Origin of the sequence: Citreicoccus inhibens (assembly GCF_019039035.1) — a bacterium.
GTDB lineage: Bacteria > Myxococcota > Myxococcia > Myxococcales > Myxococcaceae > Citreicoccus > Citreicoccus inhibens.
Map to the genome: position 1 here is coordinate 1 of NZ_JAHNZT010000068.1, position 14,790 is coordinate 14,790.

At 70.9% G+C, this 14,790-nt stretch carries 1 protein-coding gene; it reads left to right on the forward strand.

The genetic code is table 11. The features are described 5' to 3' along the window. Positions 1-14,790: non-ribosomal peptide synthase/polyketide synthase (locus KRR26_RS35395; protein WP_217082043.1), on the forward strand; the 14,790-nt coding region annotated here is incomplete at both ends.

A 14,790-nucleotide genomic window follows, 5' to 3' on the forward strand; every position in this document is an offset into this window, starting at 1 on the left:
AACTCGGTGGCCACTCCCTCCTCGCCACCCAGGTCATGTCTCGCGTCCGCACGGCCTTCGCCGTCGAGCTGCCCCTCCAGGCCTTCTTCGAGACGCCCACCGTCGAGGCCCTGGCCCGTCGCATCGAAGCCAAGACGCCTGTCGCCAAGGAGAAGCCCGCCACGGCGGAGGAGCTGACCCGGCGCATCAACAGCCTCTCGCCCGAGAAGCGCGCGGAGTTCCTCCAGAAGGTCGCGGCCCAGCGCGCGACCTCGGGCGCGCCGACGAAGGCCGGCATCCCGCTCGCGGATCGCAACCAGAAGCTGCTCGCGTCCTACTCGCAGCAGCGCCTGTGGCTGCTGGATCAGCTCGCGCCGGGCAGCGCCGCGTACAACCTGCCCATCGCGCTGCGAATGAGTGGCGCGCTGGATGTCGAGGCCCTGCGCCGGAGCATCGAGACCCTGGTGCATCGCCACGAGGCCCTGCGGACCACGTTCCGTGAGGACGTGGACGGAGCCGTTCAGATCATCACTCCGCCAACGCCCCTGCCCATGGAGCTCATCGACCTGCGGAGCCTCCCGCAGGCCGAGCGCGATGCACGGGTGGAGCGCATCTCGGAGACCGAGGCCCAGCAGCCCTTCTCCCTCGCCACGGGTCCGTTGCTGCGCACGACGCTGGTCGTCCTCGGCCCGCAGGAGCACCTGCTGCTCCTCAACATCCACCACATCGTCTCGGACGGCTGGTCCCACGGAGTCATCGTCCGTGAGGTGGCGCGGCTGTATCAGGCGTACGCGATGGGACAGCCCTCGCCGCTCGCGGCCCTGCCCATCCAGTACGCGGACCACGCCGTCAACCAGCGCAAGTGGCTGGACGGCGGGGAACTCGAAAGCCAGCTGTCGTGGTGGCGCGAGCACCTCAAGGGCGCGCCCACCGCGCTGGAGCTGCCTACCGATCGGCCTCGCACGCAGCGCGACCACCCCGCGGGCGAGCACGTCTTCGTCGAGTTCTCGACCGAGCTGTCGAAGGCCGTGGAGGCATTCTGCCGCCGCGAGGGCATCACGCCCTTCATGTTCCTGCTGGGCAGCTTCCAGCTCCTGATGGCGCGCTACTCGGGGCAGGAGGACATCTGCGTCGGCACGCCCATCGCGGGCCGTGACCACCCGGACCTGGAGGGACTCGTCGGCTTCTTCACCAACACGGTGGTGCTGCGCACGCGCCTGGATGGCGACCCCACCGTGCGCGAGCTGCTGCATCGCGTGCGCACGAGCACGCTGGCCACGTTCGCGCACCAGCACGTACCCTACGAGAAGCTCCAGCCCATGCGCGACCTGCGCCAGGCGCCGCTGTTCCAGGTGATGTTCATCCTGCAGAACATGCCGCCCGCGGAGCTGTCCGTGCCGGGCCTGACGCTGCGCCCGGTGACGCGGCTGAGCAACGTCGCCAAGTTCGACCTGACGTTGACCTTGAGCCACGCGCCCCGCGGCTTCGTGGGCGAGCTGGAATACGACGCGGGCCTGTTCGACGCGGCCACCGTCGAGCGCATGATGGGCCACCTGCGTGAACTCATCTCCGCGCTGATGGCGGCCCCGGAGCGGCGCCTGTCCGCCGTGACCATGCTCTCCCTGGCGGAGCGCCGACAGGTCCTGGTGGACTGGAACGCCACGCGCGCGCCGTTCCCCGACACCTGCGTGCACTCGCTCTTCGAGGCCCAGGTGCGCCGCGCACCGGAAGCCCTGGCCGCCACCTACGAGGGACAGCACCTCACCTACGCGCAGCTGGACGCGCGGGCCAACCAACTCGCGCACGCCCTGCGGCGCCGCGGCGTGGGGCCCGAGGTGCGCGTGGCCCTGAGCGTGGAGCGCTCGCTCGACATCGTCATTGGCCTGCTCGGCATCCTCAAGTCCGGCGGCGCCTGGGTGCCGTTGGATCCGCTGCTGCCTCGCGAGCGCCTGACCTTCATGCTGGAGGACAGCGGCGCCGCGGCGTTGGTGACGCAGTCTTCGCTGCGCGAGCGCTTCCCTGAAGCGTTCCACGCGAAGGCCCTCTTCCTGGACCAGGAGCGCGAGTCGCTCGCGACGGAGCCCACCGAGGCGCCGACGACGGGCGTCACCTCCGGCCACATGGCCTATCTGCTGTACACGTCGGGCAGCACGGGCACGCCGAAGGGCACGGCGGTGGAGCACCGCGCCGTCGCCAACCTCGTCACCCACGAGGCGACGGTCTACGGCATCGCGCCCGGCAGCCGCGTCCTCCAGTTCGCGAGCCTCAGCTTCGACCTCTCGGTGGAGGAGATCTTCACCACGCTGTGCAACGGGGCCTCGCTGGTGCTGGCGCCGCTGGACAAGCTCATGCCGGGCGCGCCGCTGCCCGCGCTGCTGCGCGCGGAGAACCTCTCCGTCATCAGCCTCACCCCGGCCGCGCTCGCGGCCACGCCCGCGGACGACCTGCCCGCGCTGCGCACCGTCATCTCCGGCGGCGAGGCCCTCCCCGCGGACGTGGTGGCGCGCTGGGCACCGGGGCGGCGACTCATCAACTCGTATGGCCCCACGGAGGCCACGGTGGTGGCCACGCTGGGCGAGTCCGTGCCGGACGGTCGCGTGCCCTCCATCGGCCGGCCGCTGGCGAACGTGCGCGCGTACGTGCTCGACACGCGCGGCCAACCCGTGCCCGTGGGCGTGCGTGGCGAGCTGTACGTGGGTGGCGTGGGCGTGGCGCGTGGCTACGCCGGCCGCCCGGCCCTCACGGCCGAGCGCTTCGTGCCGGACATGTTCTCCGGCGAGACGGGCGCGCGCCTGTACCGCACCGGCGACGTGGTGCGCTGGCGCGAGGACGGCACGCTCGACTTCGTGGGTCGCGTGGACGCGCAGGTGAAGGTGCGCGGCTTCCGCATCGAGCTGGGTGAGATTGAGTCCGCGCTTCGCACCGCCCCCACCGTGCGGGACGCGGTGGTGGTCGCGCGCGAGGACAGCCCCGGCGACAAGCGCCTGGTGGCCTACGTCGTCACGAGCAGCACCACCGGCGTGGACGTCATCGCCCTCAGGGAGCACCTGCGCCGCTCATTGCCGGAGTACATGGTGCCCGCGGCCTACGTGGCCCTGGAAGTCCTCCCGCTCACGTCCAACGGCAAGGTGGACCGCCGCGCCCTGCCCGCGCCCGAGGCGTCCCAGCTGCGCTCCTCGCAGCCCTACGAAGCGCCCTCGACTCCGCTGGAGGAGCAGCTCGCCGAGCAGTGGCGGGAGATCCTCCGGGTGCCCGTCGTCGGCCGCCGCGAGAACTTCTTCGAGCTGGGAGGCCACTCGCTCCTGGCCACCCAGCTCGTGGCTCGCATCCGCGCCACCTTCGGCGTGGAGCTGCCGCTGCGCGCGCTCTTCGAGGCGCCCACCGTCGCCGCCATCGCCGAGCGCCTCCAGGTCGCCAAGGCTGGCGCCAGCCGCCCGCCGCTCAAGAAGGCCGTCCACGACGGACCGCCGCGGCTGTCCTTCGCGCAGCAGCGTCTGTGGTTCCTGGATCAGCTCTCGCCTGGGGATGCGTCCTACAACCTCCCCGTCGCGCTGCGCCTCTTGGGCCCGGTGGACGCCGAGGCCCTGCGCCGCGCGTTCGAGTTCCTCGTGCTGCGGCACGAGGCGCTGCGCACCACCTTCGCCGAGGAGCAGGGGCAGCCGTTCCAGCGCATCCACTCGCCCTCGCGATGGGAGCTGAACCTGGTGGACCTGCGCTCGCGTCCCGAGTCGGAGCGCGAGGACCAGGCGCGGCAGCGCGTGCTCGATGAGGCCCGCCGCCCGTTCGACCTCGTGAACGGCCCGCTGCTGCGCACCGTGCTGCTGCGGCTCGCGGACGAGTCTCACGTCCTCGTCGTGACGATGCACCACATCGTCTCCGATGGTTGGTCCATGGGCGTGCTCGTGCGCGACCTCGCGGCCAGCTACTCCGCCTTCAGCGCCGGCCGTGAGCCTCGGCTCCCCGCGCTGCCCGTGCAGTACGCGGACTTCGCCGCCTGGCAGCGCGAGTGGCTCCAGGGCGAGGCGCTCGACGCTCAGCTCACCTACTGGAAGCAGCAGCTCTCCGGCGCGCCGTCCGCGCTGGAGCTGCCCACGGACCGACCGCGCCCGCCCGTTCAGTCGCACCGAGGCGCGACAGTCCCCGTGCAGGTGCCTCCCGCGCTCGCCGAGTCCCTCAAGGCCCTGGCGCAGCGCGAGGGCGCCACGCCGTTCATGCTGCTGCTGGCCGCGTTCCAGTTGCTCATGGCGCGCTACTCCGGACAGGACGACGTCAACGTCGGATCGCCCATCGCCGGCCGTACCCACGAGGAGGCCGAGGGCCTCATCGGCTTCTTCGTCAACACGCTCGTCCTGCGCGCGCGCGTGAAGCCGCGGGCCTCGTTCCGCGAGCTGCTCGCGCAGGTGCGCACCACGTCGCTCGCCGCGCACGAGCACCAGCACCTCCCGTTCGAGAAGCTCGTCGAGGTGCTCCAGCCCGTCCGCGACCTGAGCCGCAGCCCGCTGTTCCAGGTCGTCTTCGTCCTCCAGAACGCGCCCGCCGAGGCGCTGCGCGTGCAGGGCGTGTCCTTCCAGGCGTTTCCGCTGGAGGGCAACTCCGCCAAGTTCGACCTCACCCTGTCGCTGGATGAGTCGCCGCGCGGCTTCACGGGCAACATCGAGTACAGCACCCAGCTCTTCGACGCCTCGACCGTGCAGCGCATGGCGGGCCACCTGGGCGTGTTGCTCGAGGCCATCGTCCAGCAGCCCGACACGTCCGTGGCCGAGCTGCCCCTGCTGACCGCGTCCGAGCGCGAGCAGCTCCTCGTGGCGTGGAATGACACCCGCGTCGACTTCGCCTCGAACGTCGCCATCCATCAGGTCGTCGCGGAGCAGGCGCGCCGGGCGCCCCAGGCGCAGGCCATCCACGCGGGGGCCAAGTCCCTCACGTACGCCGAGCTCGACGAGGCTTCCAACCGCCTCGCGGCCCACCTGCGCGAGTTGGGCGTCACCCGTGGCGCGCGCGTGGCCATCTGCGCCGAGCGCTCCGTGGAGCTGATCACCGGCCTGCTCGCCATCCTCAAGGCGGGGGGCGCCTACGTGCCCATCGCGCCGTCGTCTCCGCCGGAGCGACTGGCCTTCATGGTCGAGGACAGCGGCGCCACGGTGCTGCTCACCCAGGAACACCTGCTGGCCAACGTGCCGCCGCTCGCCGCGCGTGTCGTGCGCGTGGACGCGGAGCTGCCCGCCGCGCCGCGCATGCGTGACGTCGTGGGCGCCGAGGACCTCGCCTACGTCATCTACACGTCGGGCAGCACGGGCCGCCCCAAGGGCGTGGCCGTGCACCACCGCGGCCTGATGAACCTGGTGTCGTGGCACCAGCGCAGCTACGCGCTGGGCGCCGAGGACCGCACCGCGCTCACGGCCGGCGTCGCGTTCGACGCCTCGACATGGGAGATCTGGCCCCCGCTCGCCTCGGGCGGCAGCCTCCGCGTGCCCCCCGAGTCCGTGCGCGCCGACCCGGCCCAGCTCCTGGGGTGGATCGCCAACGAGGCCATCACCGTGAGCTTCATGCCCACGCCGATGGCTGAGGCCGTGCTGCGCGAGCCGTGGCCCGCCAGCATCGCGCTGCGGGCCCTGCTGACGGGTGGAGACGCGCTCCACCACGCGCCGCCCGCCTCCGTCTCCACCACGCTCTACAACCACTACGGCCCCACCGAGAGCACCGTCGTCGCGACGGCCACGCCTGTCGCCGCGGGCGCCTCCGAGGGCGGACGTCCGCCCATCGGCCGGCCCATCGCCAACACGCGCGCGTACGTCCTCGACGCGAACCTGCACCTCGTTCCCGTGGGCGTCCCCGGCGAGCTGTTCCTCGACAGCGAGGGACTCGCTTGGGGCTACCTCGGTCAGCCCGCGCTCACCGCGGAGCGCTTCGTGCCGCACCCGTTCGCCTCCGCGCCGGGCGCTCGCCTCTACCGCACGGGCGACCAGGTGCGTTGGCGCACGGACGGCCAACTCGATTACCTCCAGCGCCTCGACTTCCAGGTGAAGGTGCGCGGGTTCCGCATCGAACTGGGAGAGATTGAGGCCACGCTGCTCTCGCACCCGTCGGTGCATGAGACGGTCGTGCTCGCCCGCGAGGACGTGCCCGGTGACAAGCGCCTCGTCGCCTACGTGGCTCCGCGCGCGAACCAGACGCTCGAGGTGGAGGCGCTGCGCGCGCACCTCCAGCAGCAGCTGCCCGAGTACATGGTGCCGTCCGCCTTCGTCGTCTTGGAGGCGCTGCCCGTCACCGCCAACGGCAAGCTCGACCGCAAGGCGCTGCCCGCGCCGGACGCCTCGCTGACCGCGTCCGCCTATGTCGCGCCGCGCACGCTCACCGAGGAGAAGCTCGCCGCGGTCTTCGCCGAGGTGCTCCGCGTGGAGCGCGTGGGCATCCACGACGACTTCTTCGCGCTCGGCGGCCACTCCCTCCTGGCCACGCAGCTCGTGTCGCGCGTGCGCTCCGTCTTCGCCGTGGAGATGGCGCTGCGCGTCCTCTTCGAGGCCCCGACTGTCGCCACGCTCGCGCTGAAGCTGGACGCGGCGCCGGGCAGCCGCGTCCAGGCTCCGCCCCTGCGCGCCGTGCCGCGCGACGGCGCCCTGCCGCTGTCCTTCGCGCAGCAGCGCCTGTGGCTGTTGGATCAGCTCACCCCGGGCGATGCCTCGTACAACATCCCCAGCGCGCTGCGGCTGACGGGCTCCGTCGAGGTCGAGGCCCTGCGCCGCGCCTTCGAGGCCCTCGTCCACCGTCACGAGTCGCTGCGCACCACCTTCGTGGAGCAGGAGGGCGAGCCCACCCAGGTCATCCATCCCGCGGGCACATGGGCACTGTCCGTCACGGACCTGTCCGCGCTCCCTGAGTCCGAGCGCGAGGCCGAGGCCCTGCGCCACGCCACGCGTGAAGCCCAGACGTCGTTCAACCTCGCGGCGGGTCCGCTCCTGCGCACGGCCCTCGTGCGCCTGGCGCCCCAGGAGCACCTGCTGCTCGTGACGATGCACCACATCGTCTCCGACGGCTGGTCCATGGGCGTGCTCGTCCGCGAGCTCGCCGCGGCCTACGCGGCGTTCACGCGAGGCGCCGAACCCCAGTGGACGCCGATGGCGGTGCAGTACGCGGACTTCGCCGCGTGGCAGCGTCAGTGGCTCCAGGGCGAGGCGCTCGACACGCAGCTCGCGTACTGGAAGCAGCAGCTCTCCGGCGCGCCTTCCGTCCTCGAGCTGCCCACGGACCGCCCCCGTCCGCCCGTGCAGACGCACCGCGGCGCGGCCGTCTCCGTGCAACTGCCGCTCGCCCTGTCCGAGTCCCTCAAGGCCTTGGCGCAGCGCGAGGGCGCCACGCCGTTCATGCTGCTGTTGGCGGCCTTCCACCTCCAGCTCGCGCGCTACTCCGGCCAGGATGACATCAGCGTCGGCACGCCCATCGCCGGCCGCACGCACGGAGAGACGGAGGGCCTCATCGGCTTCTTCGTCAACACGCTGGTGCTGCGCGCCCAGGTGCGTCCGCACGAGTCCTTCCGGGAGTTGCTCGGGCAGGTGCGCACCACCACGCTGTCCGCGTACGAGCACCAGCACCTGCCCTTCGAGCGCCTCGTCGAGGTGCTCCAGCCCGTTCGCGACCTCAGCCGCAGCGCGCTCTTCCAGGTGATGTTCACGCTCCAGAACACGCCCACCGAGGCCCTGCGCATGCCGGGGCTCTCGTTCCAGGCCCTCACCCAGGAGTCGCAGACCTCGAAGTTCGACCTCACGCTCGCGCTCCAGGAGACGCGGGACGGCTTCGCCGGCACGTTCGAGTACAACACCGACCTGTTCGACCCAGCCACGCTGCAACGGATGGCCGGACACCTGAACGTCCTGCTCGAGGCCATCGTGGCGCGGCCCGATGCCTCGCTGTCCTCGCTGCCCCTGCTCACCGCGCCCGAGCGGCGTCAGCTCCTGGGCGATTGGAACAACACGCGCGCCGACTACCCGCGTGACACCCTCATCCACCACGCGTTCGCCGAGCAGGCCGCGCGCACGCCCGATGCGCTCGCGGTGCTGTGCCGCGAGGACCGCCTCAGCTTCCGCGAGCTGGATGCGAAGGCCAATCAGCTCGCGCACCGCCTGCGCGAGCTGGGCGTCGGCCCCGACGTGCGCGTGGTGCTCTGCGTGGAGCGCTCGGTGGAGGCGCTCGTGGGCATCCTCGGCACGCTCAAGGCCGGCGGTGGCTACGTGCCCATCGACCCCAGCTACCCGAAGGAGTGGCTGGCCCACGTCCTTCAGGACACCGGCACGCCCGTGGTCCTCACCCAGCGCCGGCTCGTCGCCGCGCTGCCGCCGCACGCGGCCCAGGACGTCTGCCTGGATGACGACGACACGTACACCGGGCGACCGACCCATGTGCCCGCGGTTCCCGTCGCACCGGAGAACCTCGCATACGTCATCTACACGTCGGGCAGCACGGGTCGCCCCAAGGGCGTGATGATCCAGCACCGCTCGGTGCTGAACCTGCGTCTGGCGCTGGCCCGCACCGTTCACGCCGAGGCCCGCGTCGCGGAGCGCGTGAGCGTCAACGCGCCGCTGTCGTTCGACGCGTCCGTCAAGCAGCTCATCCAGGTGCTCGACGGCCACGCCCTGTGCATCGTTCCAGAGGAGGCGCGCGGCGACGTGCGTGAGCTCGTGCGGCGCATCGGGAAGGACGCGCTGGACGTGCTGGACTGCTCGCCGGCGCACCTGCGCCTGCTGGTGGATGAAGGGCTGCTGGAGCAGACGAACATCCCGCGCCGCGTCCTCGTGGGCGGCGAGGCGGTGGACACCACCACGTGGCGCCACCTCGGAGCGAACACGCGCATGCGCGTGTTCAACGTCTACGGCCCCACCGAGTGCACCGTCGATGCGACCGCGTGCGCGTTCGACTCCTCGGACGTGCCCACCATCGGACGGCCGCTGCCCAACGTCCGGGCCTACGTGTTGGATGCGCACTTCCAGCCCGTGCCCGTGGGCGTGGCCGGAGAGCTGTTCATCGGAGGCGAGGGCCTCGCCCGCGGCTACCTGGGACGGCCCGACCTGACGGCGGATCGCTTCATGCCGGACGCCTTCACCCCGACGCCGGGCGCCCGCATGTACCGCACGGGAGACCGCGTCCGCTGGCGCACCGACGGCACGCTGGAGTACCAGGGCCGCATCGACTTCCAGGTGAAGGTGCGCGGCTTCCGCATCGAGTTGGGCGAGGTCGAGGCCACGCTGCTCACGCACCCCGCCGTGCATGAGGCCGTGGTGCTCGCCCGCGAGGACGTGCCCGGAGACAAGCGCCTCGTCGCCTACGTGGTGGCCGAGGATGGCCAGACCGTGGATACGGCCACGCTGCGCGCCCACCTCAAGGACCACCTGCCCGAGTACATGGTGCCCTCGGCGTTCGTCACGCTGGAGGCGCTGCCCCTCAACACCAACGGCAAGTTGGACCGCAAGGCGCTCCCCGCGCCGGACGTCAGCCAGCCCGCGTCCACCTACGTCGCGCCCAGCACGCCCTCCGAGGAGAAGCTCGCCGCGCTCTTCGCGCAGGTCTTGCGTCTGGAGCGCGTGGGTGTCCACGACGACTTCTTCGCCCTGGGTGGCCACTCGCTCCTGGCCACGCAGCTCGTCTCGCGCGTGCGCGCGGCCTTCCGCGCCGAGCTGCCGCTGCGAGCCCTCTTCGAAGCCCCCACGGTGGCCGCGCTCGCCGCTCGCCTCAATGGAGACCGGAACACGCGCGTGCAGGCGCCGCCGCTCGTCCCGGTCCCGCGCGCGGAGACCATGCCGCTGTCGTTCGCGCAGCAGCGCCTGTGGCTGTTGGATCAGCTCGAGCCCGGCAGCGCGTCCTACAACCTGCCCGCCGGCCTGCGCCTGCGTGGCACCCTGGACGTCGAGGCCCTGCGTCGCGCCTTCGAGGCCCTCGTCGTACGACACGAGGCCCTGCGCACCACGTTCACCGAGCAGGGCGGTCAGCCCGCGCAGCGGATCCACGCCGCGCGCGCCTGGCCACTCCCCATCACCGACCTGTCGTCCGTGCCCGCGGAGCAGCGCGAGGCTCAGGCACGCGCGATGGTCGCGAGCGAGGCGCGTCGTCCGTTCGACCTCACCCACGGTCCGCTCTTGCGCACATCACTCGTGCGGCTGGACACGCAAGAGCATCTGTTGCTCGTGACGATGCACCACATCGTCTCCGACGGCTGGTCCATGGGCGTGCTCGTGCAGGAGCTGGCGTCTCTGTACGCGGCGTTCAGCACCGGCATCGAGCCTCGACTCGCGCCGCTGCCCGTGCAGTACGCGGACTTCGCGTCCTGGCAGCGCCAGTGGCTCCAGGGTGAGGCCCTGGAGGCCCAGCTCGGATACTGGCGGCAGCAGCTCTCGGGTGCGCCGCCCGCGCTGGAGCTGCCCACCGACAAGGCCCGCCCACCCGTGCAGTCGCACCGTGGCGGCGATGTCTCGCTCACGTTCTCCTCGGAGCTGACCGAGTCCCTCAAGGCCCTGGCCCAGCGCGAGGGCGCCACGCCCTTCATGGTGTTGTTGGCCGCGTTCCAGGTCCTGCTCTCACGCTACGCCGCGCAGGATGACATCTCGGTGGGCTCGCCCATCGCCGGCCGCACGCACGCGGAGACGGAGGGCCTCATCGGCTTCTTCGTCAACACGCTCGTCCTGCGTGCGCGGATGACGCCCGAGATGACCTTCCGCGAGCTGCTCGCGCAGGTTCGGACCACCACGCTCTCGGCCTATGATCACCAGCACGTCCCGTTCGAGAAGCTCGTCGAGATCCTTCAGCCCGCGCGAGACCTGAGCCGCAGCCCGCTGTTCCAGGTCATGTTCGCGTTGCAGAACGCGCCCGCCGAGTCGCTGCGCATGCCGGGGCTCTCGTTCCAGCCGCTGCCGCTCGACGGGTACTCCGCGAAATTCGACCTCACGCTGGCGCTCCAGGAGTCGCCGCGCGGCTTGGTCGGAACGCTGGAGTACAGCACCGACCTCTTCGAGCAGCGCACCATCGCTCGAATGGGCGAGCACCTGCGCATCCTCCTCGACGGCATCGTCGCTCAGCCCGACTCGCAGCTCACCCAGCTCCCGCTGCTGCCCCACTACGAGCGCCACCAACTCCTCGTGGCGTGGAACCAGACGCAAGCCGACTACCCGCACGACTCGCTGCTCCACTCCCTCTTCCAGCAGCAGGCCGCCCTCACTCCAGACGCCCTCGCCGTCATCAGCCCCGAGGCCTCTCTCACCTACCGCCAGCTCGACGCGCGCTCCAACCAGCTCGCCCACCGGCTCCGCTCCCTCGGCGCGGGCCCCGAGTCCCGCATCGGCCTCTGCGTCGAGCGCTCCGCCGACATGCTCATCGGCGTCCTCGGCATCCTCAAGGCTGGCGCCGCTTACGTCCCCCTCGACCCCACCTACCCCAAGGAGCGCCTCGCCTGGTTGTTGGAGGACGCTCAGGGCCCCGCCCTCGTCGCCCACTCACACCTGCTCGCGGCGCTCCCTCCTCACTCCGCCACCCCCGTCTGCCTCGACTCCGACTCCGAGCTGAAGCTCCTCCCGGAGTCGCCGCTGCCCCCTGCCGCCCTCCCGGACAACCTCGCCTACCTCATCTACACCTCCGGCAGCACCGGCCGCCCGAAGGGTGTCGCCATTGCACACCGCAATGCCGTCTCCTTCCTCCACTGGGCCCTCTCCACCTTCTCTCCCTCCGAGTTGCAGGGCACCCTCGCCTCCACCTCCCTCAACTTCGACCTCTCCGTCTTCGAGCTCTTCGCTCCCCTCTCTTGCGGCGCCTCCGTCATCGTCGCCCGCAACGCCCTTCAGCTCCCTGAGTTGAAGGACGCCTCCCGCGTCACTCTCCTCAACACCGTCCCCTCCGCCATGGCCCAGTTGCTCCGCCTTGGCGCTGTCCCCTCCTCCGTCCGCGTCGTCAACCTCGCTGGCGAAGCCCTGCCTTTCGCCCTCTCGCAGGCCGTCTACGCTCTCCCCTTCGTCTCCAAGCTCTTCAACCTCTACGGCCCCTCCGAGGACACCACCTACTCCACCTTCTCCCTCGTCTCTCGCGACGAGACTCCTCTCATCGGCCGCCCTCTCTCCAACACCCGCGCCTACGTCCTCGACTCCTCTCTCCAGCCCACTCCCATCGGCGTCGCTGGCGAGCTCTTCCTCTCTGGCGATGGCCAGGCTCGTGGCTACCTCCTCCGCCCGGAGCTCACCGCAGAGCGCTTCATCCCCGTCCCCTTCGGCCCTCCCGGCAGTCGCATGTACCGCACCGGCGACCGCGTCCGTTTCCTCCACGACGGCCGCCTCGAGTACCTCGGTCGCATCGACTTCCAGGTGAAGGTCCGCGGCTTCCGCATCGAACTCGGCGAAGTCGAGGCCGCACTGCGCGCCTCTCCCTCCGTCAAGGACACCGTCGTCGTCGCGAAGGGTGACGGCGCGGACAAACGGCTCGTGGCCTATCTCGTCCTCAAGGCCGGCTTCACGCCGAACCTGGACGCCCTCAAGTCGCACCTGCGACAAGGGTTGCCCGAGTACATGGTGCCCTCCATCTTCGTCTTCATGGAGGCGCTGCCGCTCAACTCCAACGGCAAGGTCGATCGCAAGGCGCTCCCCGAGCCCGACGCGCCGTCCTCGTCGCGCGTCTTCCGTCAGCCCGCGTCGCCCACCGAGACGGCGCTCGCCGCCATCTGGGCCGATGTTCTGCGCCAGCCGCGCGTAGGTCTCGATGACAGCTTCTTCGAGCTGGGCGGGCATTCACTCCTCGCTACGCAGGTCGTCTCGCGCATCCGCTCCGAGTTCCGCGTCGAACTCCCGCTGCGCGCGCTCTTCGAGGACGCGACGCTCGCCGCGCTCGCGCTCCGCGTCGACTCCCTCCGCCCGTCGTCGCCCGTGCCGGCCCTCGTTCCCACCGCGCGAGACACGGCGCTCCCGCTCTCTTTCGCCCAGCAGCGCCTCTGGCTGATTGATCAGCTCGAGTCCGGAACCGCGCTCTACAACATCCCCGTCCCCGTCCGCCTCGAAGGCGCGCTCGATCTCGACGTCCTGTCGCGGGCGCTCGCGGAAGTCGTGCGCCGCCACGAGTCCCTGCGCACCACCTTCGTCGAGCACGAAGGACAGCCGGTCCAGCGCATCGCACCCACGCTCTCGATCCCGCTCGTCATCCAGGACCTCTCGACGACACCGGACTCCGAGCGCGAGGCCCAGGCACGCCGGCACATCGCCGAGGAGATCCAGAAGCCCTTCCACCTCCAGCAGGGCCCGCTGCTCCGCGCGTTGCTGCTCAAGCTGCGCGACACCGAGCACCTCCTCGTCGTCACGATGCACCACATCGTCTCGGACGGATGGTCGCTGGGCGTGCTGCTCCGTGAACTCGGCGCGCTCTATGCCGCGTTCGCGCAAGGCGCTGCCTCTCCGCTCCCGGAGCTGTCCGTGCAGTACGCGGACTTCGCGGCGTGGCAGCGTGGCTGGCTCCAGGGTGACGTCCTCCAGCGTCAGGTCGACTTCTGGAAGCGTCACCTCGCCGGAGCCCCGCCGCTCCTCGAGCTGCCTACCGACAAGCCCCGCCCCGCCGTCCAGGGCACCACCGGCGCCACACTCGCCTTCTCTCTTCCCAAGTCCCTCTCCGACTCCCTCAAGGCTCTCGCTCTCCATGAAGGCGGCTCGCTCTTCATGGTCCTCCTCGCCTCCTGGCAGTCCCTCCTCTCCCGCTACTCAGGCCAGCTCGACGTCTCCGTCGGCTCCCCCATCGCGGGCCGCACTCGCGCTGAGACCGAGGGCCTCATCGGCTTCTTCGTCAACACCCTCGTCCTGCGCGCGCAGCTGTCGGAGGCCCAGACCTTCCGCCAGTTGCTCCAGCAGACCCGCGAGTCCGTCCTCGCCGCCTACGAGCACCAGGACGTCCCCTTCGAGAAGCTCGTCGAAGCGCTCCAGCCTGCCCGCAGCCTCAGCCACGCGCCTCTCTTCCAGTCCCTCCTCGCGCTCCAGAACGTGCCTTCGCGTGCCCTCCAGCTCCCGGGCCTCTCCCTCAAGCCTGTTGAGTTCGAGACCCGAAGCTCGAAGTTCGATCTCAGTGTCGCGTTCGTCGAAACCGAGCAGGGCCTGCAAGGCTCATTCGAGTACAGCACCGACCTCTTCGAGCAGCGCACCATCGCTCGAATGGGCGAGCACCTGCGCATCCTCCTCGACGGCATCGTCGCTCAGCCCGACTCGCAGCTCACCCAGCTCCCGCTGCTGCCCCAGCACGAGCGGCAGCAGCTCCTCGTCGACTGGAACCAGACGCAGGCCGACTACCCGCACGACTCGCTGCTCCACTCCCTCTTCGAAGCCCAGGCGGCACGCACGCCCGACGCCCTCGCCGTCATCAGCCCCGAGGCTTCACTCACCTACCGCCAGCTCGACTCTCGCTCCAACCAGCTCGCCCACCGGCTCCACTCCCTCGGCGCGGGCCCCGAGTCCCGCATCGGCCTCTGCGTCGAGCGCTCCGCCGACATGCTCATCGGCGTCCTCGGCATCCTCAAGGCTGGCGCCGCTTACGTCCCCCTCGACCCCACCTACCCCAAGGAGCGCCTCGCCTGGTTGTTGGAGGACGCTCAGGGCCCCGCTCTCGTCGCCCACTCACACCTGCTCGCGGCGCTCCCTCCTCACTCCGCCACCCCCGTCTGCCTCGACTCCGACTCCGAGCTGAAACTCCTCCCGGAGTCGCCGCTGCCCCCTGCCGCCCTCCCGGACAACCTCGCCTACCTCATCTACACCTCCGGCAGCACCGGCCGCCCGAAGGGTGTCGCCATTGCACACCGCAATGCCGTCTCCTTCC